The organism is Pseudoalteromonas denitrificans DSM 6059 (genome assembly GCF_900112265.1).
GTDB classification, from domain to species: Bacteria; Pseudomonadota; Gammaproteobacteria; order Enterobacterales; family Alteromonadaceae; genus Pseudoalteromonas; species Pseudoalteromonas denitrificans.
Genome location: NZ_FOLO01000020.1, coordinates 1 through 24446, shown reverse-complemented (window position 1 = coordinate 24446; position 24446 = coordinate 1). Strand labels below are relative to the sequence as shown.

At 33.5% G+C, this 24446-nt stretch carries 23 protein-coding genes; 12 read left to right on the top strand and 11 right to left on the bottom strand.

The features are described from left to right. Positions 1-287: 287 nt before the first annotated feature. On the bottom strand, positions 288-1712 hold the full coding sequence (locus tag BM088_RS13435) for a peptide MFS transporter (protein ID WP_091984760.1): 1425 nt from the start codon (positions 1710-1712) through the stop codon (positions 288-290). 301 nt (positions 1713-2013) lie between these two features. Between BM088_RS13435 and BM088_RS13430 the strand changes: the two genes are divergently transcribed. Together BM088_RS13430 and BM088_RS13425 are read left to right on the top strand one after the other, a co-directional pair. After that, on the top strand, positions 2014-3804 hold the full coding sequence (locus BM088_RS13430) for an ABCB family ABC transporter ATP-binding protein/permease (RefSeq protein ID WP_091984758.1): 1791 nt from the start codon (positions 2014-2016) through the stop codon (positions 3802-3804). Positions 3805-3900: 96 nt separating this feature from the next. Further along, entirely contained in the window at positions 3901-4419 is a 519-nt protein-coding gene (locus BM088_RS13425; RefSeq protein WP_091984755.1) for a sugar O-acetyltransferase, read from the top strand. Here BM088_RS13425 and BM088_RS13420 read toward each other — a convergent pair. Both BM088_RS13420 and metG read right to left on the bottom strand, forming a co-directional pair. Next, positions 4416-6104, bottom strand: coding sequence for a coiled-coil domain-containing protein (locus tag BM088_RS13420; RefSeq protein ID WP_091984752.1), 1689 nt, complete (start codon positions 6102-6104; stop codon positions 4416-4418). The two genes, BM088_RS13425 and BM088_RS13420, sit on opposite strands and share 4 nt — an antisense overlap. Positions 6105-6419: 315 nt before the next feature. Next, positions 6420-8447 (bottom strand): methionine--tRNA ligase, encoded by a 2028-nt coding sequence (gene metG, locus BM088_RS13415; RefSeq protein ID WP_091984749.1) that lies wholly within the window; start codon positions 8445-8447, stop codon positions 6420-6422. A 143-nt stretch (positions 8448-8590) separates the two neighbouring features. Between metG and apbC the strand changes: the two genes are divergently transcribed. From apbC to BM088_RS13400, 3 genes are all read left to right on the top strand, one after another. Next, a complete protein-coding gene (gene apbC / locus BM088_RS13410; RefSeq protein WP_091984746.1) occupies positions 8591-9721 on the top strand; it encodes an iron-sulfur cluster carrier protein ApbC in 1131 nt (376 codons plus the stop codon). Between the two features lie 61 nt (positions 9722-9782). Beyond that, positions 9783-10370, top strand: coding sequence for a dCTP deaminase (dcd, locus tag BM088_RS13405; RefSeq protein WP_091984743.1), 588 nt, complete (start codon positions 9783-9785; stop codon positions 10368-10370). Between the two features lie 195 nt (positions 10371-10565). After that, the gene (locus BM088_RS13400) at positions 10566-12995 is read left to right on the top strand and encodes an EAL domain-containing protein (protein ID WP_177208043.1); all 2430 of its coding nucleotides are present in this window, start codon (positions 10566-10568) and stop codon (positions 12993-12995) included. Between the two features lie 109 nt (positions 12996-13104). Here BM088_RS13400 and BM088_RS13395 read toward each other — a convergent pair whose 3' ends face one another. Then, positions 13105-13662 (bottom strand): tRNA-uridine aminocarboxypropyltransferase, encoded by a 558-nt coding sequence (locus BM088_RS13395; protein WP_091984737.1) that lies wholly within the window; start codon positions 13660-13662, stop codon positions 13105-13107. Between the two features lie 153 nt (positions 13663-13815). Here BM088_RS13395 and BM088_RS13390 point away from each other — a divergent pair, with 153 nt between their 5' ends. Continuing rightward, the gene (locus BM088_RS13390) at positions 13816-14166 is read left to right on the top strand and encodes an Hpt domain-containing protein (protein WP_091984734.1); all 351 of its coding nucleotides are present in this window, start codon (positions 13816-13818) and stop codon (positions 14164-14166) included. 53 nt (positions 14167-14219) lie between these two features. On the opposite strand, the gene BM088_RS13385 is transcribed toward BM088_RS13390, so the two are convergent. Beyond that, positions 14220-14993 carry a Zn-ribbon-containing protein gene (locus BM088_RS13385; RefSeq protein WP_091984732.1) on the bottom strand — a complete coding sequence of 258 codons (774 nt, stop codon included), beginning with the start codon at positions 14991-14993 and terminating at the stop codon, positions 14220-14222. Position 14994: 1 nt separating this feature from the next. Beyond that, positions 14995-15282, bottom strand: coding sequence for a hypothetical protein (locus tag BM088_RS13380; RefSeq protein WP_091984729.1), 288 nt, complete (start codon positions 15280-15282; stop codon positions 14995-14997). Between the two features lie 172 nt (positions 15283-15454). On the opposite strand from BM088_RS13380, the gene BM088_RS13375 reads away from it, so the two are divergent. Further along, a complete protein-coding gene (locus BM088_RS13375; protein WP_091984727.1) occupies positions 15455-15823 on the top strand; it encodes a DUF3192 domain-containing protein in 369 nt (122 codons plus the stop codon). A 57-nt stretch (positions 15824-15880) separates the two neighbouring features. Here the strand turns inward: BM088_RS13375 and BM088_RS13370 are convergent, their stop codons facing one another. Beyond that, complete coding sequence (locus BM088_RS13370; protein WP_091984724.1) at positions 15881-16111, bottom strand: DUF2789 domain-containing protein; 231 nt, start codon at positions 16109-16111, stop codon at positions 15881-15883. A gap of 79 nt (positions 16112-16190) precedes the next feature. Between BM088_RS13370 and BM088_RS13365 the strand changes: the two genes are divergently transcribed. Further along, the gene (locus tag BM088_RS13365; RefSeq protein WP_425439312.1) at positions 16191-16832 is read left to right on the top strand and encodes a GNAT family N-acetyltransferase; all 642 of its coding nucleotides are present in this window, start codon (positions 16191-16193) and stop codon (positions 16830-16832) included. 895 nt (positions 16833-17727) lie between these two features. Here BM088_RS13365 and BM088_RS13360 read toward each other — a convergent pair. Then, entirely contained in the window at positions 17728-18027 is a 300-nt protein-coding gene (locus BM088_RS13360; RefSeq protein WP_091984719.1) for a DUF3301 domain-containing protein, read from the bottom strand. Positions 18028-18397: 370 nt separating this feature from the next. Beyond that, positions 18398-19426 carry a DUF3549 family protein gene (locus BM088_RS13355; RefSeq protein WP_091984716.1) on the bottom strand — a complete coding sequence of 343 codons (1029 nt, stop codon included), beginning with the start codon at positions 19424-19426 and terminating at the stop codon, positions 18398-18400. Positions 19427-19536: 110 nt separating this feature from the next. Here BM088_RS13355 and truC point away from each other — a divergent pair, with 110 nt between their 5' ends. Together truC and BM088_RS13345 are read left to right on the top strand one after the other, a co-directional pair. Then, on the top strand, positions 19537-20331 hold the full coding sequence (truC, locus tag BM088_RS13350; protein ID WP_245763824.1) for a tRNA pseudouridine(65) synthase TruC: 795 nt from the start codon (positions 19537-19539) through the stop codon (positions 20329-20331). 22 nt (positions 20332-20353) lie between these two features. Further along, complete coding sequence (locus tag BM088_RS13345) at positions 20354-20797, top strand: flavodoxin domain-containing protein (protein ID WP_091984714.1); 444 nt, start codon at positions 20354-20356, stop codon at positions 20795-20797. Here the strand turns inward: BM088_RS13345 and BM088_RS13340 are convergent. Then, positions 20784-21644 (bottom strand): MBL fold metallo-hydrolase, encoded by an 861-nt coding sequence (locus tag BM088_RS13340; RefSeq protein ID WP_091984712.1) that lies wholly within the window; start codon positions 21642-21644, stop codon positions 20784-20786. The genes BM088_RS13345 and BM088_RS13340 overlap by 14 nt on opposite strands. Beyond that, positions 21641-22111 carry a ribonuclease HI gene (gene rnhA / locus BM088_RS13335; protein ID WP_091984709.1) on the bottom strand — a complete coding sequence of 157 codons (471 nt, stop codon included), beginning with the start codon at positions 22109-22111 and terminating at the stop codon, positions 21641-21643. The genes BM088_RS13340 and rnhA overlap by 4 nt, the downstream gene beginning before the upstream one ends. A gap of 66 nt (positions 22112-22177) precedes the next feature. Here rnhA and dnaQ point away from each other — a divergent pair, with 66 nt between their 5' ends. Beyond that, on the top strand, positions 22178-22885 hold the full coding sequence (gene dnaQ / locus BM088_RS13330) for a DNA polymerase III subunit epsilon (RefSeq protein ID WP_091984707.1): 708 nt from the start codon (positions 22178-22180) through the stop codon (positions 22883-22885). Positions 22886-22894: 9 nt separating this feature from the next. Next, the gene (locus tag BM088_RS13325; protein WP_091984704.1) at positions 22895-24280 is read left to right on the top strand and encodes a TIGR03503 family protein; all 1386 of its coding nucleotides are present in this window, start codon (positions 22895-22897) and stop codon (positions 24278-24280) included. Positions 24281-24446 lie beyond the last annotated feature (166 nt).

Genomic DNA, 24446 nt, shown 5'->3' with positions numbered 1-24446 from the left:
TTGTGAGGAAAATAAAACTTAGATAAGATTTAAAACTGAAATGAATAGGCTTTATGAAAGGTTTAACTTGTTGATTTTTCGGTATTTAAATTTGACTTTGGTTTTAGCTTTATTTGTAAAGTTCAGTCACTAATATGTGAATAGGATGACTAGTATATTGTAAAGAATTCGATACGAGTGGATGTGTTGTTGAAAAATGATTGAAAATATCAGGAGTACTATTTAGTATTTTACAGGCATAAAAAAACCAAAGAGTAATCTTTGGTTTTTTTAATTGAAAATGAGAATTAACGTGTTGCTGTTATTTCTAATTCTTCTTCTAAGTTTTCTTCTTCAGTATGCTCAGTATTGCCTTCTGCGCCGTGCATCCAATCAACTAATTTGCCACTGATCAGGTATAAAACAATACCAGAAACTGTTGCTGTAATTGCGATACCCGCAAAGATTGCCATAGCATTATCTACAGAGTCGGCACCTTCACCGATGAAACTACCAACAAATGCAGCAACTTTATTTGCCATTGCTGTAAATAAGAACCAAATACCCATAAGCATTGAAGCTAAACGCATAGGTGCAAGTTTAGAAACCATAGATAAACCAATTGGAGATAAACATAACTCACCTAACGTATGGAAAAGGTAAGCAAAAATTAACCAAGACATTGAGGTCTTAACTGTAACATCACCACCTTGTTGCATCGTTGCACCAATCATGAATAAGAAACCAATTGCTAGGAAGAACATACCAAAAGCAAACTTAACAGGGGAAGTAGGTTCATTAGGGCCCATTTTAACCCAGATTGTTGCGATGATAGGTGCAAACATAACAATGAAAATAGCATTTACAGATTGGAACCAACTTGCCGGTACTTCAAATGCGCCTATCATTCTGTCAGTGTAATCATTTGCAAAAATATTCATTAAACCACCAGCTTGTTCAAAACCAGCCCAGAATATAATAGTGAAAGCGCTCATAATGAAAATTACTTTGATGCGGTCTCTTTCTTCTTTTGTTAGAGGTTCTTTTTTATCTGATTTACTATTTGCTTTTGAAACAACGGCTGCCGGTACAACACCTATGTTGCCAAGGTACTTGTTACCTAAAGTGTAAATCATAATAACAGATATAATCATACCTACACCTGCAGCAACAAAACCATATTGCCATGCAACTTTTTCAGCAATAGTACCTACAACGATTGGTGCAATAGCTGCACCTAAGTTAATACCCATATAGAAAATAGTAAATGCACCATCACGACGATGATCACCATCTTTATAAAGATCGCCCACCATAGTTGAAATATTTGGTTTAAATAAACCGTTACCACAGATTAATAGTGCAAGACCGGCATAAAACATTTCTATTTCAAAACCAGCAACAAATTCGTGCGGCGTACCTAAAGTAAATTGGCCTAAAGCCATTAATAGACCACCAATAATGATCGACTTTCGTTGACCTAATACGTTATCGGCTAACCAGCCACCGATGAGTGGAGTTAAATAAACCAACATGGTGAAAGTACCGTATAAGCTTAATGCATCACCACGGGTAAAACCTAAACCACCTCTTTCTACTAAGTCTACTAAATACAGTACTAAAATTGCGCGCATACCGTAATAGCTGAATCGTTCCCACATCTCTGTGCCGAACAATAGAAAGAGTCCTTTAGGATGCCCTAAAAAATCTCCAGTCTTTGGAATCGAACTCATTGTTAATTTCCTAAATCAATTTATCGTTTTGGCCTGTATGTTATAATTGCTTTCGTTTTATATATGTGAAAATCACGCTATATTGAACGGGTGGCCATGTGTATGTGTGTCAGTAATCATCCATAATTTATTTCATATCGTTATTTATCACAAATAAAAAGCGACAAAAGGCTGTAAAAATAGGTCATGCTAATTTAATTACTTCGAGTTAGTATACATATACCTAAGTCTTAGGAAAAGCTTTAGCTGTCTTTAGCTGTGAGCTTGACGACTAAAAGTACCCAAATAGGCACTAATATATATGAAGCATGATTTTACAATCCCAGATCCTGATAGCCAATTTAATTTACGTGTATTTAAGCAAGTTTTACCATATTTAACTGAATATAAGAGCCGTATTATCCTTGCTTTTTGTTGCTTAGCATTGGCTAAGGTAGCAAGTGTTTATTTACCTTTTATTTTAAAAAATACGGTTGATTTATTAGAAAAACAACAAGATTTAGCATCTCCTGAATTAATACTACCGTTAATGCTTGTTGCCGCTTATGGTTTAGTACGTTTCACAAATGTACTTTTTTCTGAACTCAGAGACGTGCTTTTTGGCAGAGTGACTGAAAGTGCGATGCGTCAGATCAGCTTAAAAGTATTTTCTCATATTCATCAGCTTGATCTTGAATTTCATTTAAATCGTAAAACAGGTGGCTTAGCTAGAGATATCGAAAGAGGTGTTTCAGGAATAAGCTTTGTAATGCGTTTTTTTGTTTTTAATATTGGGCCAACTATATTAGAGCTCAGTTTTGTTGTTGGTATACTCAGTGTTAATTATGGAGTTAAATATGCACTCGTAATCATTGTAGCGGTTTTTTTGTACATTTTATTTTCAGTAAAGGCTACAAACTGGCGAATAAAATATATAAAAGAAGCTAATTTAGCTGATAACCAGTCAAACTCCCGTGCAGTTGATAGTCTTTTAAATTTTGAAACGGTTAAATACTTTAATAATGAAGGGTATGAAAAAGCTGAGTATGATAAAGATTTAGCTCAGTGGCAAAATGCAAGGCGTAAAAACCGCTTGTCGCTGTTTGCACTTAATGGTGGGCAAGCTTTGATCATCGCACTTGCAATGACTGCAACTTTAGCTTTGGCTTCACTTGATGTTGCACAAAAAAATATGACATTAGGTGATTTTGTATTAGTGAATGCTTTTATGATGCAAATATTTATACCATTAAATTTTTTAGGTTTTGTATATAGAGAGATTAAAGGTTCATTAACAAATATAGAAAATATGTTTAAGTTACTGGCTATAAAATCAAAAACTTTTGAAGATGGTAATGCTAAAAATCTGGAGCTAATAAATGCCTGTATTGAATTCAAAAATGTCAGTTTTTCTTATCAAAATAAAAAAAATACCATTAAAGGATTAACTTTTAATATAGAAGCAGGTAAAAAAATAGCAATTGTAGGTCCAAGTGGTGCGGGTAAATCGACTATTACAAAATTATTATATCGTTTTTATGATGCCAGTAGTGGTGACATTTTGATTAGTCATAAAAGTATTAAAAGCTATTCATTAGACTCTGTACGTAAATTGATTGCGATTGTACCGCAAGATACAGTGTTATTTAATAACAGTATTTTAGAAAATGTGCGTTATGGTAGGTTAAGTGCTACAGATAAAGAAGTTAATAAAGCTATTGCAGATGCACAATTAAGTGACTTTGTTAATTCATTGCCAGATAAACTGAATACTCAGGTTGGGGAACGCGGATTAAAACTTTCAGGGGGAGAAAAACAAAGAGTTGCTATTGCACGAAGTTTATTAAAAAACACACCAATTTTAATATTTGATGAAGCAACATCCTCACTTGATAGTCATAATGAAGCTGCGATAATGGAAACACTAAAACAAGTTGCAACAGGACATACAAGTTTAGTAATTGCACATAGGTTATCTACCATAATTGATGCTGATGAAATCTTGTATATGGAAAAGGGGAAAATTAAAGAACAGGGTACGCATCAAGATTTGCTTGTTAAAAATGGTTTTTATGCTGATTTATGGCGTAAACAATCGGATGTAGTACGCTAGTAAAGTATTTATAAACAGAGCTTTAATCAAGTTTATTGTGTAAAACTATTTTGTTTGGTTAAAGTTTTTATCCGTCAACACTTAGAGAGATCCATAGTGAAACAACTATTTAATAGCTTGTCATCTGAATTAATACAAAAAAGAAAACATGTTCATGAGGTTTGTCGGCAGTTTAGCCGTAGCCCTAGCAGAGGCAACCTTAAACGATTAAAATCTTTATTTAAAGAGTGTGGGCAAGATGTATTTATTGAATCTGGGTTTCATTGTGATTATGCAGATCAATTAACTTTAGGTGACCGTGTTTATATTAATATTAATTGCACTATTTTAGATGGCGGTGAAGTGCGAATTGGAGAAGACTCCTTAATAGGACCTAATGTTCAAATTTTGACTGTAACACATGATATAAATCCTACCGAACGACTGAAAAAAAATAATTATGCGCAAGAAGTGACTATAGGAAAAAATGTTTGGATTGCCGCAGGTGTTATTATATTACCTGGCGTAAAAATTGGTGATAATAGTGTGATAGGTGCAGGGAGTCTTGTTTCAAAAAATGTTGACCCAGATAGTTTGTATCTGGGTAACCCTGCGGTTAAAGTCAAAGCACTTTAGACTGAGGCCATATTGTCCTTTAACTCGGCATTTTCTTTTTCCAATGTACGAACTTTACTCATTGCCTGCTCGGCACTTTTTGTTAAGCGTTCAAATGTTGTACTAGAGTTTTGCTTTATGAATGCGAGCTGTTCATTTAATCTTTCATTTTCAGATTTGGCTTGGTAACTGGCGGCTTGCTCTTTACTGAGGTTTTCTTCAAGGGTTCGGATTTTTGTGAAAGCCTGTTCAGACTTATTTGTTAACCTTTCTAAGGTTGAGGTTGAATTATTTCTGATAAAACTCATTTGCTCTATGAGTTTTTGGTTTTCCTTATTCATATCTTGCAGAGATTTTTTTGCTGTTTCGGAGAGTGTTTGTGCTTTTTCTACGCTCTCTTTTTGTGTTTTGATTGTTTCACTTAAACTTTGATTATGTTCATTTGCTTCAGTATTTTGAGTTTTTAAATCATGAAGCCTAGTCTCTGTTTGTTTTAATGTTGTCTGTAATAATGTCTTAGCTTCTTGTGCATCAGTAAGGCTTTGTGTATTTTGTGTGAGTTGTACTTCTGTATCATCTAACTGAGTTTTAAGTTGGGTATTTTCAGTTTCAGTTTGATTCAAAGATTCTTTTAAGCTACCTAACTCTTGGGCTTTGTTTGATACATCATCAGTTAATTCGTTAATTTGTAAAGTATATGTTTGTTTAGCTTCTTCTATATGAGCTTCTTTATTTTTGGTTAATTCTGCTATCTTCGTTTCATAGTCATCTGTTAACTGAGTTGTTTCAGCGTTATGTTTATCAGTAACTTCAGTAGACTGTGTTTTGAAATTATCTGCCTGAGTTGATAGCTTTGTTTCATAATTTTCAGTTAAATCTGTAACTTGTTTTTCATGAGCAGTTACATTGTTACTGATGATGTCATCATGACTTTTAGTTAAGTGCTCAACTTGAACTTCATGATCTTGGGTCATGAGAGCTATTTTTTCTTCAAGTTTATTTTTTGACTCAGCTATTTCATTTTTATATTTTCCGCTTTGTTCTGTGACTTCTTTTTTGTGGTTTTTGTTAAGTTCAATAATGTCAGTTTCATAGTTTTTTGCAATTAAAGATATTTCTTCTTTTTCTTGATTTAAACCTGTAATTTTATCTTCAAAACTATTCGTTAAGTCAGTTATTTCAGATTTATTTGTTTCTATGAGTTGAGTTGTTTTTATTTCATAATCTTTTGTTAATTGAATTGTTGTTGTTTCTAAATTACTTTTTAGCTCACTGACTTCATCATTAAATTGTGTTTTTTGATCTAAAATATGTGCTTCAAGGTTTGATATCTCAGCATTAAGTTCAATAATGTTTTTTTCAGCTTCTTGAAGGCTTATAGAGGTATTTTTTTCAACTTCAACTGCAATTTCTAATTTTTGTTCTGTTTCTTTGTTTAATTCTTTAGCCTGGGTTGCAACTTCTGCATTAAAAGCTGTTATAAAATTATTGCTAAAAGGAAGTTGGTTTATGTTTGTATTATTTTTGGCTTCGGACTCCGATGCAAAAGACTCATTAGCTGCTTCTGTTCGCCATTTTTTATAATGGATCAATACTTCAGATTTTGGCAAGGTAGTTTGTTCAAAAATACGTTCTAAAGATAATCCCTCTTTACTATCGTAAAGTGCATTACATATTTTTTTTATTTGAGAGTAATGAGTTGTCATGGCTGTCCTATTATTTACTTGCACTTTTATTTTATAACTGATTAGAGTAATAGGTCTATAAATTATTGTTGCGGGAAGCAAATTTAGTAAAAAAAGAAATATTAAGCTTTAATTACTCTCAGTTATATGATTCACATGGTATATCATTTTCAAGTTTTTAATAGAGGTAAATTGAATTTTATTAATAAACATAAGAGTGGGTTAAGGAATGCTTTCAAAAGAGTTAACTTTTATCAGATTTTATTAAAAGTAAGGTGTAAAAAAGCTGCTACATCGTGAAGTAACAGCTAAGCTAAACTTATTATTGTATTGCGCTTACATTACACGCATGCCTGGTTTTGAACCTTCATCTGGATTCAAAATATGAATTTCTTTTCCGCCAGGTCCCGCAGCTAATACCATGCCTTCAGACATACCAAACCGCATTTTTCGGGGTTTTAAGTTTGCGACCATAACAGTTAGTTTACCTTCAATTTCTTCTGGCTGATAAGCTGATTTTATGCCTGCAAAAACTTGGCGTGTTTCGCCGCCTAAATCTAATGTTAGCTTCAATAACTTATCTGCACCTTTTACATGTTCTGCTTTAGCGATTAAAGCAACACGTAAGTCGACTTTAGCAAAATCATCAAATTCAATTTCATCAGCTATTGGTTCTTTTGCTAATGGGCTATTTGGGTCTATCACAGCCTGTGTCGTTGCTTCTAGACTTTCCTTTGAATCATCTAGCATAGCATTTACTTTGTCCATTTCAACGCGTTGCATTAATGCTTTGAATTTAGTGATTTCATGGCTTGTAAGTTGTGTTTTAGCACTTTCCCAAGTTAGTTCTTCATTTAGGAAAGCCTCAACATTATTTGCCATTTCTGGCAATACCGGTTTTAAGTAAACCATTAATAAGCGGAATAAGTTAATACCTAATGAACAGACTTGATGTGCTTGTTCTTGAGTCTCTTCATTTTTTATTAATACCCAAGGCGCATTTGTATCAATAAACTGATTTGCTTTATCTGCTAATGCCATTATTTCACGAATTGCACGACCATATTCACGCGTTTCATAGCTGTTTGCGATTGATTCGGATGCATTTTGGAATTCTGTCAATAATGTTTGATCCATTATTGTATCGCTTAACTTACCATCGAATTTTTTAGTGATGAACCCTGCACATCGACTTGCAATGTTTACAACTTTACCAACGAGATCTGAATTTACACGTTGTGCAAAGTCTTCTAGGTTCAAATCAAAATCAGTAATGCCAGAATTAAGCTTAGCGGCAAAATAGTAGCGTAAATATTCAGGGTTTAAATGTTCTAAATATGTCCGGGCTTTGATAAATGTGCCTTTAGATTTTGACATTTTTGCGCCATTGACTGTTACAAAGCCATGAGCAAACACATTTGTTGGTTTACGGAATTTTGCACCATCAAGCATGGCTGGCCAAAACAAGCTATGGAAATAAATTATATCTTTTCCAATGAAATGGTATAACTCAGCTTTTGAATCTTCAGCCCAAAACTCATCGAAACTTAGGTTCGATTTGTCGCATAGGTTTTTAAAGCTTGCCATGTAGCCGATAGGCGCATCGAGCCAAACATAAAAGTACTTACCAGGTTCACCAGGGATCTCAAAACCAAAATAAGGTGCATCTCGGCTAATATCCCATTGTTGAAGACCATCAGTAAACCATTCTTGTAGCTTATTTGCCATTTCTTCTTGAATAGAGCCAGAATGTAACCACTCTTTTAACATGCCTTCAAATGCCGGCAAGTCAAAGAAAAAATGTTCTGAATCTTTAAGTACAGGAGTTGCACCTGACATAGCTGATTTTGGATTTTTTAGTTCTGTAGGACTGTATGTTGCACCACATGAATCACAGCTATCCCCATTTTGATCTATTGAGTCACAGCTTGGACACGTACCTGTCACAAATCGATCGGGTAAGAAAATTGACTTTTCAGGATCGAATAACTGTTCTATTGTACGCTTTTTTATGAAGCCAGCATCATTTAATCGTGTGTAAATGAGTGAGCTGAGCGCTTTATTTTCTTCAGAATGGGTGCTGTGGTAATTATCAAATTTGATATTAAAATCAGCAAAATCTCTTTGTCGCTCAAAACTAACTGCAGCAACCATTTCTTCTGGTGTAATGCCTTGCTTTTGAGCATTTAACATGATCGGTGTACCGTGAGCATCATCAGCACAAACATAGTATGCTTCATGGCCTCTCAACTTTTGAAAGCGAGACCAGATATCAGTTTGAATATATTCTAACATATGGCCAAGATGCGTCGGGCCATTTGCGTAAGGAAGCGCGCTTGTGATGAGGATTTTTCTAGGTGCCATAAATTTTTTACCGTATGTTATTTAATTTGCTTAAGACATTAAAAATGTAATTTATAAGTATTTTAAGCACAGACTGGTTTTAATACCGTGAATGTTACATAATTTAACGGCATTTTTCATTACCGAAACTCTAATTTCTCATCATGTTTAGTTTAAATAAGTTATTTAATCATTCAAAAACACAAAAACAGCATAAAAAAACATCTCAAGAATGTGATTTTGAAAGTTTGTTGCAAAAATCTCTTGAAGAATATCGTAGTGATGTATTCCCTCTTGGTTTACTTGATTGTGGTTTAATAGTTGATTTGAGCTTTGAAAAACAATTGCATGCTTTCGCTTGTATAAAATTAACATTGGAATTAAATTTCCCTGCAGTAGGTGAGAGGATAGGCATAGAAAATTATTTAATTGAAAAATTAGCATTAAAAGTAGAATTAACTTTAACGTGTAAATTGAAAGAAGCTGAAAAAATCCACAAAATTAAACACATCATTTTAGTTGCTTCAGGCAAAGGCGGTGTTGGTAAATCAACTACAGCAGTTAACTTAGCTGCTTCATTAAAATGTGAAGGTGCAAAAGTTGGGATTTTGGATGCTGATATCTATGGTCCTTCCATTCCAATTTTATTAGGTCTTGAAGGGGAGAAACCTCAGGCTAAAGATGAAAAAACCATGTTGCCTTTTGAAAAAGAAGGGATAAAATCCCAATCTATAGGCTTTTTAGTACCAGCTGAAAGTGCAATGGTTTGGCGTGGTCCTATGGCTTCAGGCGCTTTAACTCAGTTATTGAATGAAACTGATTGGGGGGAGTTAGATTATCTTATTGTGGATATGCCACCTGGTACAGGGGATATTCAATTAACCATGTCGCAAAAAGTTCCAGCAAGTGGTGCAATCATAGTTACAACGCCCCAAGACTTAGCTTTGGCTGATGCGCAAAAAGGCATTGCAATGTTTGAAAAAGTAAAAGTACCAATCTTGGGGTTAATAGAAAATATGAGCCATTTTATTTGTGGTCATTGTGATCAAACGAGTCATGTTTTTGGTCAAGGTGGTGGAAAAGTAATGGCACATCGTTATGGCATACCCTTATTAGCAGAAATTCCATTACAATTAGCGATTAGAGAATATGGTGAGCAAGGGAAAATGATTGCCGATGAACCATCATTGAATATTAGTGAATTTTACCGAAAAGCTGCCAGATTAGTCGCTAGTCAGTTATATTATCAACAAACAAGTAAGAGCGCTGTTGAAATCATTATTACAGATGATTAAATTTGACGAATTAACTAAATAACCTAAAGGTTGTTTACAAGGTAAAAGGCTAAAAGTAGTAATGAGACTATCAGATCTTCATATTAAAGAAAGTTTACAAAAAGAACATATTAAAATTATACCGGAACCAACTGATGAAATGATTTCAGGGATAACGGTTGATCTGAGATTAGGACATAAGTTCAGAGTTTTTAAAGAACATGCTATGCCTTATATTGATTTAAGTGGACCTAAAGATGAAGTAAATAAATCAATGGAGGCAATTATGAGTGATGAAATTATCATTAAAGATGATGAGGCATTTTATTTGCACCCAGGTGAACTTGCATTAGCTATGACATTTGAATCTGTCACTCTTCCATCAGATATAGTTGGCTGGTTAGATGGGCGTTCTTCTTTGGCTCGTTTAGGGCTTATGGTTCATGTAACTGCACATAGAATCGATCCTGGTTGGTCAGGAAACATTGTTTTGGAATTTTATAACTCAGGAAAGTTGCCTTTAGCACTAAGGCCAAAAATGAAAATTGGTGCATTGAGCTTTGAGACTATGTCTAGCCCAGCAGAAAAACCTTACAATGCACGAAAGGATGCCAAATACAGAGATCAAAGTGGGGCAGTTGCAAGTAGGATTAGTGATGATGAGGCTTAAATAATTTTAATGTGAGATATTAAAATTATTTACATTTTAAATGGCAGATTTTGATAAAGCTTCCATACTTGTACTAAGGATATTACTTCAGGTACGAGTATGGTTTATCAAGGACGGTTTTTTAGCTGTATAATATCTTGCGTTATATTCTTATTTAGTTTAGCAGCTTATAGTGATACTCAGCGAGTTTCGCTTTTGTCTGTTGATAGTCATATTAATATTGATCATGCTTTAGAATATTATGTTGGACAATCAAGCCAACATTCAATTAATGAAATACTATCTCTCAAATCGAATCAATTTAGCCCTTTTTCTACTTTAAACATTAAACCTGAGCTGTCAGGGTTTAAAAATCCAATTTGGTTCAAAGTTAAATTATCAAATTCCTCACATAAAGTAGAACCCCATATTATTTATTTAAATGGTTCAGTATTAGCGGGATCACAGTTTTATTTATTTGAAGAATTTTTAAATAATAAATCTAATTTACTAAAAAAAGGAAATTTATTAAATTTAGAAACAAATGAGATATTACCAAACATCGCTTTGTCTGTACCAGCTAAAAAGAATGCTGTTTTATATATAAAACTAAATACTCAAAACTTTTCGAACATATCATTTGATTTGTACACTAAAAGTAGATTTCAAAATAAACAAAGTATTAGCTACATCGTTTGGGGGGGATTCATAGGTATATTACTCATGATGTGTTTATATAACCTTGTTTTTTACAGAAGTACGCGTGATCGAACATTTATTTATTATAGTATTTATTTGTTATTAAGTTTAACCATTTTATCTGCTGAGCAGGGATTCATGAATTATGTTTTCCCGAATAGATTTATATTTTTGATACATAAAAATATCACTACATTTGAACTTTTCAATTTTATTTTTGCAACATTATTCGCTTTGAATTTTTTGCGAGTTTATAAGAGAAAACGTTTTTATTGGAAAATAGCGATTGCAGGGAATTTTACTGTTTTAGGTTTATTATTGATAAATTTAATAACTTATCAAAACTATACTGAATTAATTTTAATTCTCGCTAAATGTGTTTTTTATTCAACATTAATTTTTGTGTTGGTTGCAAATTATAACGCACAATATCGTTGGGTTAGAGTTTTCTTGATCAGTTGGTTGCCAATTTTAGTTGTTGGAATAATGACTTCAGCTCCTTTCTTTTATGAATATTGGCAAGTTAGCATACTTTATAATACAGATTTGTTTGCAGTAACTGCTGAGATATTATTAATATCTTATGCATTTTCTGAGCGATATAAAGCAAAAGAAGCAAAACAAATTTACCATTCAACACATGATGTTGTAACAGGTTTACCAAATCATTTTGTATTGAAAAAACAATTAGAAAAACTGCAAGATGAAAATGTAAAACATACATTAATTTTGGTAAAACCAACAGCATATACTGATACTCGAGCAAGTTTTGGTATAAGTCATGCAAATGAATATATTACTCAAGTTGCAAAGCAACTTAATGTGCAGTTATCAGGTTTAGACTTAGTTATTATCGAAGGTAATAAGTTGTCACTTCCTGTGCAAATAGCACGAATTAAGGATGATGCATTAGCCGTTATTTTATATAACGAAATCCCGAGTGATTTGATTGAACAATACGCATTTTTAATAAACGCAGCATTAGAAAAAGGTGTGTATATTGACGGTACTTATCTTGTTGGTAATGTTGATATAGGTATTGCAAGTTTTCCTTTTCATGCCAATGATGCAGATGAATTACAGCAAAGGGCACTTCAAGCATTAGAGGGGGCATCTGATAAAGGTGAGCGTTGGTGTATCTATCAAGTTGATGAAAATCAATTAGTGCAGCAAAAATTAAAGTTAGCTGCTGATTTAAGAAGAGCCTTGATGAATAATGAGTTATCTCTTTACTATCAGCCTCAAATAGAGTTAAAGAATAATGCAATTTATGGCTGCGAAGTGCTATTGCGCTGGCAGCATCCTGAAATAGGGTTTGTTCCTCCTGATGATTTTATCCCTATTGCTGAATCAGCTGGTCTCATTAATGATGTCACTGAATGGGTCATTGAACAAGCTCTTATACAACATAAAAATCTATTAGAGCTTTACCCTGATCATAAAACTTCAATCAATATCTCAGCGCAAGATTTAATTAAGAAAGATTTACCTGTTCAGGTTATTTCCTTATTGACGGAACTTAACATTGATCCGACAACAATTATTATTGAATTAACTGAATCTGCTAGTATTAGTGACTCTTTAGCTGCAAATCAGGTCTTGGATGATTTTAAGAAAATGGGCGTGAAAATTGCCATTGATGATTATGGCACTGGCTATTCTTCATTAGCGTATTTAAGTCAACTTAGGTTTAATGAAATTAAAATAGATAAACAATTTGTTATGGAGTTGGAACATAGTAAAAGAGACCAAACTATTTGTAAAACAACAATAGAAATGGCCAAAAGTTTAGGTGCGTTAGTTGTAGCTGAAGGTGTTGAAAATGAGAATGTTGCAAAAATTTTACGTCAATATGGATGCGAAATAGCACAAGGGTATCATTTTGGAAAACCAATGCCATTTTCAGATTATTATCAGTGGTTACAGCGTTATCAAGCAACTGGTTAGGGTTTACTTGTTGCCAATTGCTCATTTAAAACAACTTAGCTTATTTTTCGCGCCGTAATAGCTAATTCTCAAGTAACAAGTGTTTGTATATTCAAAAAATGGCATAGGCTTAATGTTGTTGAAAATTAAGCATCATTTTGTGCAGAACTTGGTACAAAGGGGTTGTATTTATTCCCTCAAGTACCTCCAAGCTGTATGCGATAGCTTCTAAAGAGGACAGGCTATCGCTACGTTTTGTTTTTCGTATTGCATACTGATTTTGTGGTAAAGAGGCAAAACTCAGAGTTTCATATTTGGCTAACCAAGGATTTTTCATTAATATTTTATAGGCTTTCTTCCAAGTTCCATCAAGTAAAATTAAATTGATTTTTGCGATGTTTTTTACTGCTAAATTTTCAATTTCCACTGCATTTTCATTAGGGTAAAGTAAGAATGTATTTTCTAAAGGGAGATTTTTTATTTTATTAAAATCTACCGGTTCTTCACCTACTATAACTTCTATACTTGGCAAGCATAACTGTGCTAATCGTATTGTATTTTTTGCTGCTTTCACTTCACTTGGGTGCTGCATTACATAAACTTTAGTTTGACAGCTAATACGCGTGACAGCTTCGCATACGCAGGTTTTTTTTGGATAATGACATTTGCTACAAATAGAGCGAGACATAATTTTAAGTCTAATATTCTTATAAATATGATGTCATTTTAAACTGATTGATAGGTACGAACAAATTAATTTAAATTTGTTTTTTTTTAATTCGGGCATAAACTTAAAATGTAATTCAAGCATTGCATTTTAAGTTTATGGGTGGTGGTTCTTATGGAAGATATGGTCATTGATGAAAATGCTTTATCAGGTATGAAGTCTTTATTGGGCGAGCAATTTGGCACTACTTTGACATTTTGTTATAGCGAATTTGATCGGTTGAATTTAGAGTTAAATCAAAGTATCAAAGTTGATAGCAATAGTGCAATAAGACATGCGCATAGTCTAAAATCTAATGCTGCACAATTTGGTGCTTTATCATTGGCGGAAATGGCTAAAAATGTTGAACACTCTTTAAGTAAAGGAAACTTGGAAGAAGCTCTGGCTCATGCGTCTTTATTGCAAACATTTATTGAACAAACTAAAAATAAAATAAATACTTGGAAACTCAGTGCTACAGATTGAATATAAGTTAGTATTACCTACAATAATTGCAGATAATACTACCTATGGTGTTGCTATTGATGGTCCCAAGAAATATTAGATACTAAGCCACATTTATCACATTTGAAATCAAATATACCAAACCAGGCTTCTGCTAACTTCCAGTCTCCATTACAGCTTGGGCATTGCCTTTGTTGTTCTGATGCCTTGTCTAACCCACCAACTCGATAAAGATAATAATACACAGGTTTTTTGGTTAAAAATTCAATGCGTTTTCTTAATGTTTGACCGCGTCGGTATAAATCACTTTTTATATCGGCTAATTCATTGATTGCTGCAAATTCACATCTCGTTGCACCGTTTATTTGGATTTGGTCACAGGCTTGCCAATCTTCTTGCCATTTAATGAGTGCTTTATAATCTCCATTTGCAATAGCTGGGATTTTATAAAGTGGAATAGGCATGAAATCATCACCACAATATAAAGGGCTGCAGGTATGCACATAGGTTGTGTATAAAATGTAACTATTAGGCTCGGAACAAGTATCGGCTCCATTTGCATGAATATCTTGGCCTATTACCTTAGTTTTTGGCTGTAATAAGCCTATGTCATTCAGCTTGTCTAAACTCTTTTTTACAAAAGGACTATGATATAACGGATGCAAAGAGTCTTGTTCGGGACACATTACCCTAGTTATAAAATAACCATCTTTTAATACTGTAGGAAATTCCTCACCTATTATTTGTCCATTGAATCGTAATGCATTAACGAGACTGATAATTGCTTTTTCTGCTGCTTCTAAAGTTGTATCTTGATAGCAGTCAAAAATTAAATCTACTACAAACATTTTACATATCGCCTAATTTGGGTTGTTTTTGAAGTAAATGTAAAAGTTTATCTAGTTTCATTTCAATTCTATCGAGTTGGGAATGAGATAAGGTGTTTTCAGATGCATTTTCCTCTTTTTTATTTTCTATACTTTTAAAATCATTAGGAGAACTTTTATAACTTGTTAATACTGAAATAATAGTCTGCATTGGTACAGAATGATTTAATTTGGCTTTAATTAAAGCAACAGAAGGTATTTTGTTTTGAACAAGTATTTTTTTTATGGCTTCAATAACAAATTGTTCCATTGAGGCACTCCTAAATTGGTCAAATTAGCTAAATTTTAGCGTGAATTATCAAGATTAACTAGCCGTTTTTAAATGTTTTAAATTTTAATAATAAAAATCAGTATGTTAAAGGTTGGCTTGAAAGTTGATATGTATAGTTTTTACATTAAATGTGATTATTGGAAATAATATAATGAAAAAGCTAGTAACAACTTTACTTTTTATATCGCCACTTGCTCTAACAGGGTGTGTTATTGCTGTTGATGGCGATGGTGAGCATTACTCAAGAGATAGCTGGGAAGTAAGGCAAGAAAATAATAGAACAATAATTACAGGTTTAAATTTAAATCAATCTATTGATTTAGTTAAAAGTAAATTGGGAACACCTGATTTCTACGAAGTATACAAAAATCAGGGTAAGCAAATGCAAATATTATTCTACCGAACTCATAAAATAAGTTCTGATAGTAAAACAACAAAAGATGAATGTCATTTTTTGAAATTTGAAGATAGTAAGCTTATTGCTATTGGTAATGGAGCTAACCTTTCAAAGCATTTATAAAAAACAATCAAAGATATCAAATTTAAACTTTAGGCAAGGTCATGATATCTTTGTTTTTTATGCTCTTAATAAAGTATCAAATTGATCTATTATTTCACTCCAATCCCCATCTTGGTCTAAAGACTCAGTTAAAAAACTCGCTTGTGCTGAACTCCAAAAAGAAGCTTGGCTAATATGCACCGAATTTGATATTTGATGACTTGCAATGAATTTATCAATTTCAGTTTTTGAATTTGCTAGACCAAGTTGTGCAAATAAATTCGTTAAATTATGTAAATTTGTATCCATTTCATTTCCTAATATTAGAATTACCTTCTATATAAATATAGAACATAATAATAATAAGAGAGAATTTATGGATACATTTATAGCACCGACCTCCACTGATGAAGCTTTGAAAGCCATTTATTTAACCGCAGAAGATTTAAATATTGCTGCTAGTTTGTTATATCAGGCTTACCATGATGACCCTTTATTAATGAAAATATTAAAATCTGATAAATCAACAGCTTCTTCTTATGAAAAAAAATTAAGAGCTTTGATCCGAGAAGAGCTCAATAGCTTTTGGCAAGGCCACCAACCGCTAATTGGCTTGTTTAAGGGGGAATCATTAAAAGCTGTGGCATGTGTTTTTAAGTCAGATACGCAAATGAAAGCGCAAAGGTATTGGCATTGGCGTTTAAAACTAATGTTGAGTGCAGGGTACCTTACAACTCAGCAACTCATAGAAAAAGAAAGTGCAATAAGAGAAGAACTTAATGAATATTCAACGTATCACTTTTTGGCATTTATTGCTGTTGCTCCAGGGATGCAAAAGCAGGGGTTAGGCCGCTATTTATTAAGAGCGTTAGATGACCTGATTGAAAATGATAATGAAACAGCCGGGTTAGCGGTATATGTTACTCGAGATGATTTACATAATTTATTCATTACGAGTGGTTTTAAATGTTTAAAAGCGTTGGCGTTTAGCAATGTTCAAGGGAGTTTATTGTTTAAAACAAAAATATAAATTTAATTATTTTTTTATTGATCAGCATAGTGGAAGTCTAACTGTGAGATATATCCTACATTTATGTGGGTATTGGCTGTTATTGAGGTAAGGTTAGAATGTTTTATATGGCTAACACCAAGATATTTAAGGGGTTTATTTGTTTGGCCATATTAATATAAAATTATAATTCATTTTTGTATCTAATTTTATTTAATTTTTCGATTAATATTAGTTTTGTAAGGAGCACAAAGGTCACAGGAAGTGATTTTATTGTCAGGGAAGGGATTTAAGACAGATACCAAGGTGGTGTCAAAGGAATAAAATGGAAATGGAAAGGGATTGCTAGGAAGGTAAAGTATTAAATGATTTAATACTCGGTTAATGGAATTAACCAATGTCAGGGAAAGGATTTAAGACAGATACCAAGATGGTGTCAAAGGAATAAAATGGAAATGGAAAGGGATTGCTAGGAAGGAAAAGTATTAAATGATTTAATACTTGGTTAATGGAATTAACCAATGTCAGGGAAAGGATTTAAGACAGATACCAAGATGGTGTCACAAGGATACAAGGAAAGGGACTTAGGGATGTAATAGATGTTAAATGACTTAACATCGAACAGGATGTTCAGGGATGTTTTGCATGATGCAATAGGATGGGGATGGATACTCAAAAATCAGGGAAAGGCAAGGATGGGTTGGACACCTCAGGATGAGGCAAGGAATAGGGTCATGATGACCATGTTAGGTTTAATGGATTAAATCTTTGTAATGGATACTAAATGGAAGGCTTAGCCAAAGGGGAAGGAAAACCTTGAACATGGAGGTAAAATAAGATTGGGGCGTAGCTAATGCTACGCCTTAGTTCTATATAAACTAAAGTAATCTAGTTTAAAGACTATGTAACTAACAGATTAAATTTTATGTGGTGGTATAGCTACATTTACAAGTTTAATATCTTCCATCTCTAATTCAGCTTGATAACGACTTTCTCCATCACTTGAAAAATCAAAAATAAAAGTACTTTTTAATCCTGGCTTTCCTGTTCGTAATAACCCTAGTCTTCTTCTTTTACATGCGACATCTAATAATTGAACTTGTAGTTTTTCGGCCTGATTTTTTGCATGTAATTGTGCTGATTCAGCTATTTTTCTGTTTAACCAAAAAAAGTAAATTGTGGCGCCGATTAAAATGAATAACCAAAGTGTAGCCATAAAAAGTCCTTAATAAGCTTGCTATATATTCTTATTTTTAAAATATGGATTAATACCCAAATGACTCCAAAACGCAGGGTTCAGTTGGAATTAGAAACACTTTAGATACAGGTTGTAATTTCCAAATATACCCTAAGTACCTCCCCCTATGGAAGCAATGCATTGATTACAGAGAATGGTTACTCACTTTTAAAAATCAATAACGCAATATAAAGTGTTTCTAAATAACCCTACGGAGATTTTTAAGAAAATTCTGCTCCTTGTCTATCTCCTTTTAAGAGAGTAACCATTAATTCAAAGAATGCGTTTTAGATCATGAACTGTTCAGCAGTCTTGAAATATGCATCTTGGAGTGGTTTATGTATACATGTTAAGAAAAAAGTTTTCCAATAGCAGTAGAGAGTGCTTTACTGCGGTTTTGTTCACGTAATAAACCTAATAAATGAGGGCGTATTATCGGAATTGCAACAAGATCAGCAAAAATACCGGAAAATAAGTCAGGATGCTTATCGGTCGTTGCAACTTTGTCCATAAACATATGAAGTCGTTTTGGGTCTGAAAGACTTAGCCAAGTTCGACCAGTTATTGTTAAAATAATATCTAGCTCGTAGGCTAAATCTGTCTGTAAAATATTATCTATTAACTCGTCAAGTAAGCCTTGAGCTTTAGTATTTGATAAGCAGCGCAAATAATTTACAAGTGATGTGATATCTGAATTTTCAATTGATAATTTTGCTAGTTTTAAAAGTTTTTCAGTTAAAGTTGGAGATATTGCTATATTTTCAAGCATTGAAGACAAGGGAGTACTGACTTCTAACGGTATATGCGCCAAGGAGTTTAGTAAACTTTCCGTATTTTCAGTTTTGTCTAATCTGAATGAAAAGTCAGCGATACCTTGCAAAGAAAGTGACTGCCAATCTGTAAACCCTAATTTGCCAGTAAAGTACAATTGTACCTGTTCATAATAAATTGAGGCAGGTTTATTTGTTTCTACTTTCATTAATGCATTAAATGCAGCGCGTTTATTTGCATTTGGTGTGAATATATAAGGGTTATTATTAAGCTGTTTACCGTCTTGCGCTCCTGTTAATTGAGTGCCTAAAGCCTCTAAAACCATACTCGAAAAATGATCTCTACTTGCTTGTACAAGTTTACTTTCTTCATCCAATGGGAATTTTAAAAACCAAATATAGGGTTCATCAGTGGCTTTTTTATCCCAAAATAAGATTGCAAATAATGCATGTTTTTGCAAAGGAGCAGGGTAAGGGATTTGAGCGTTTTCAATTTTTTCGAAAGAATCTTTATCTATTTTAGTGATCCTGCGGCCAATATCAAAAACACGCCACTGAGTACCTGCAGCATCTAATAACTGTGCTAATGTTGAGATTTTGTTGTCCATTAATTAACCTTAAGAATATATACTTGCGCAATTATAATGAGTTTACTTTATTGTGCCAATAACTTGTTATAATCACCCCATTATAGGTCTTGAAATGAAAGCAGTAGAAAATGGATGAAATATTAAATACAGACGCTAATCAAGAAATGATACAAAAACCTGAACTAACAATTCTATATCAAGATGAGTATTTTGTTGCGATAGACAAACCTTCGGGACTGCTGGTTCATAGGTCATTTTTAGATAAACATGAAACACAATTTGCAATGCAAATGCTCAGAGATCAAATAGGGCAACATGTTTATCCTGTGCATCGATTAGATAGACCGACCTCTGGAGTTTTATTATTCGCTTTAAGTTCAGAATCTGCAAGGAAAGTGAATGAAATATTTATTGCTCATCAAGTACAAAAACGATATTTGGCATTAGTCAGAGGGTTTGCTCCAGAGCAAAAGTTATTAGATAAACCGTTAAAAGAACAACTTGATAAAATAGCTGATAAACATGCTAATCAAGATAAGCCAGCGCAAAGTGCCATTACAGATTTTAAATGTTTATATCAAGCTAGTTTAGATATTCCCTTTGGGAAATATCCCAGTATTCGATATTCACTGGTGGAATGTTTCCCAAAGACTGGACGAAAGCACCAAATCCGACGACACTTAAATCATTTAACACACCCTATTATTGGTGATGTGAATCATGGTGATAATAAACATAATCATTTTTTTAGGGAGCATTTTAAACTGAGACGCTTAATGTTATTTGCCACTAACTTAAATTTTAAACACCCGTATTCTGATGAAATAATTAATATAACAGCATCAATAGATGATGAAGCTTTAACTATTTTTAAGAAACTAGGTTGGCCAGAATTAGAAAGTGCTTATACAAAGATAAAATAAAAAGGAATATTTGGAGAATATAATGGCTAAAGTGAGTATTTTTGTTGGTTCTGTTTATGGTGGTGCTGAAGAGTTAGCTTTTGCATTAGCTGAAAAAATACATGTAAATAATCATAAGGCAAAGGTGTATCTACCTGGTACTGTGAATGATGTATTGCAAGCAACACATATGTTATTTGTAACCTCTACAACAGGCTCTGGCGATATACCTGTTGAATTAGAGTCATTATATCTTGAGTTGAAGGATCAATTCCCTCTACTAACAGATATCCCCTACGGTATTATTACTATGGGAGATAGTGGTTATGGCGATACATTTTGCGGGGCCGGTAAAAAAATAGATCTCCTGTTACAAGAATTACAAGCAAAAGCATGCATTGAAAAGTTAGATATTGATGCCTGTGAAAATTTTGAACCTGAAGAACCTGCATTAATTTGGCTTATGTCTTTTATTAAATCGCTTTAAGTTTAAGTGGGATTTTAATAAAACCTAAATGATTATTTTTATCTAAGGGCAAAACTCCAGCGTTACAGTTAATTTGTATTGCAGGCAGTAATAATTTAGGTGTCTCTAAAGCTGCATCTTTCAACTGACGCATTAATACATAATCATGTTGGTTGGTATTGTGTTTTAAATGAATATTATATTTTTTTTGTTCTAACACCGTTGTCTTATAAACAAGCTCTCGATTATGTGGTTGATAGTCATGACACATCCATAATATTAAATCATCACCCATTTCAAATAACCTTTGAATAGAATGAAACAGCTGACTTGCATCCCCATTAGGGAAGTCACATCGGGCTGTACCGCTATCGGGCATAAATAATGTATCGCCAACAAATGCATTACCGTCGATTAAATAGCATACACTGTCAGGTGTATGTCCAGGGGTCGCAATGACTCGTACAGGAATATCTCCTAATGAAAAGACTTCGTTATCTACAAATAAATGGTCAAACTGACTGCCGTCAACGTGAATATTCAAATCCATTTTGGCATTAAATGTTTGTTGAACCTGTTTTACAGTCTCACTTATTGCGACTTTTGCTCCTAGTTTACTTTTAAAAAATTGTGCTGCAGTGATATGGTCTGCATGTGTATGTGTTTCTACAATCCAGTCTATATCAAGATGGTGAGAATCAATATAATCCAATATTAAATTTGCACTGTAGTAACATAAGCAGCCAGAATATATATCAAAATCAAGTACTGGATCTATAATCATGCCTTTTAATGATTTTGAATCAAATACTATATATGAAAGAGTGGAAGTGCCTTCATTATAAAAAGCTTTTATTTTTACACTCATAACTTACCTATATAATCTAAATCTTCTATTAAGTTTTTACTATGGGCAGCGTCTCGTGCCAAGTCATCACAGCGTTCATTTTGCACATGTCCACAATGCCCTTTTACCCATAGCCAATTTACAGTGTGACGTGCATTTACACTATCAAGGCGCTGCCATAAGTCTATATTTTTAACTGGTGTTTTGTTTGATGTTTGCCAGTTTCGTTTTTTCCAACCTTGTAGCCAAGATTCAATACCTTGTTTTACATATTGGCTATCTGTCGTTAATGTGACTTTGCAATTTTGTTTTAATGCTTCTAAAGCTATTATAGCTGCTAATAGCTCCATTCTATTGTTGGTTGTTAAAGTATATCCTTGGCTTAATTCTTTTATATGGCCTTTATAAATTAAAATAACACCATAGCCACCAGGTCCGGGATTACCTAAACAGGAGCCATCGGTATAAATTTCTACGCTTTTTTGCACGCATTACCTATTATTTATGTAGAATACTTGTTAGTTGTAAAATAACAGAATTAAGTAATAGGCGATATGGACCACAGACAAATAGTTCTCGATACAGAAACCACAGGCATAGATCCTAAACAAGGTCATAGGATCATTGAAATTGGTTGTGTAGAGCTCATCAATCGACGTCTGACAGGCAATAACTTCCATGTATATGTCAACCCAGACCGACCCATTGAAGATGAAGCAATTAATGTTCATGGTATTACAAATGAATTCTTACGTGATAAACCCAGGTATCATCAAGTAGCACAAGAGTTTTTTGATTATATAAAAGGTTCAGAACTTGTGATCCACAATGCTGCGTTTGATGTGGGCTTTATGGATCATGAATTTGCGAAGTTAACGACTCGATATCCTAAAACGGCTGAATATTGCCAAATTCTTGATACCCTAAAAATGGCCAGAGACTTACATCCAGGTCAAAAAAATAACCTAGACGCTTTATGTCGTAGGTACGATATAAATAACGCTAAGCGTACCATGCATGGAGCTTTACTCGATGCTGAAATTTTAGCGGATGTTTATTTGACTATGACAGGTGGTCAGGTAAATATAAATTATGGAACGGATGGTGCTAATAAAAATGCTAGGGAGGGAGAAATAATTCGTTTGCCTGCTGACAGAGCGCCTTTAACGGTTTTAATGGCAACACCTGATGAAATGAATGAACATGAATCTAGGCTTGATCTAGTGGAATCAAAAGGCGGAAGCTGTTTATGGCGTCAATAAGGTTTTAGAATGAAAAAAATAATTTGTCTAATGTTATATTTATTTACTCCTATGCTGTTAGCTGTTGAGCCTGATAAAACATTAGAGATAATACAAAGAGATGCAGGTGAAAATGAAGTTAAGTTATTAAATAATCGATTTAGAATAGATTATAAGGTTGATGAAATTACGCTTTTGTTTTTCAGGAAAAGAGGCTCACCACCTGTTATTTTAATTCGTCCAGATGGTAGTAAAATGTATGCAACTCAAGGGATCACTGGTGAAATTGAGTGGTACGATGATTTAACATACGACATTATTAAAATCAAAAAACCTATGCCAGGACCATGGCAGGCTGTTGGCAATATTTTACCTGAAAGTAAGATTCTTGTTTTAAGTGAAATAGAACTAGAAGTTGACCCATTGCCTGCACTCATGTTTAAAGGGGAAACAATAAAGTTAACAGGGCGGCTTACAAATGGAGGTAAGCCTATTACATCTGGGCATTTTAGAGACGTTGTTACATTGGATGTAGACTTTGTTAGCACCAATAATAGTGAATACAGTAATTTTGGTGCTGAACCTGTACGAGTCGCTGAATTTAAAGATGATGGTAAAGGTTTTGACGAATATCCCGGGGATGCAGTTTTTACTGGTGAGTTTAAACTGACATTTGCTAGTGGTCAGTGGCGCCCTGAGTTTTTCTTAATAACACCATTAGTCGAACGTAAATTAGTACACGAACCTATATTATTAGAAAAACCACCTTTTTCGTACATATTAACACTTGCTAAAAAATCCAAATCAGAACATCTATTAGAAATAAAAGTGGATAAAAATAAAGTCGATCCTAAAACCGTTTTGATACAAGGTAAAATCTTTTATCCTAATAATGAAGAGCAAGCATTTTCAATTCCAGCAAACGAAACTCAAATCCGAACAATTCCAATCGTTAATTATGATTGGGGTAATTATGTTATCGAATTATCCGCATTTGGTACTAATGTAAATGGAAGAGAGTTTATGACTGTTTTGGATAATTATACTTTTGAAATTGAAGCGCCTGTAGAAGATATTCCTGAACAACCGCTTACAAAAAATGAATTAGTCGATACTGATACAATTAATAGTTTAGCTGAACAAAAAGCAGAACCTAAAATAGATACAAATAAGTTGTTAATTATAATTGTATTTGGCAATGTCATTATTTTAATACTAGGAGGGCTATTTTTTAGACTAATAGTGCAGAAAAAACCTTTATTTAATTTCAAGTTTAAATTTAATTTTAAATTCAAAAATAAAAAAAGTATGGCTGAAGATGATTTTAGTTTTGATGACCCTAGTGGTAACTCTAAAAATGGTCGTAAATCAAACGATAGCGATGAAATTTTGAACCTTTCTATCTCAGATGACTAAAAAAAGCTGAAAAATGAAAATAATAGTTGACTCAATAGGGCCTCATTCGTATTATTCACGCCGCTGGCAAGGGAGACCTAACCAGCAAGCGAAATAGCGGAGTGGTAGTTCAGTTGGTTAGAATACCGGCCTGTCACGCCGGGGGTCGCGGGTTCGAGTCCCGTCC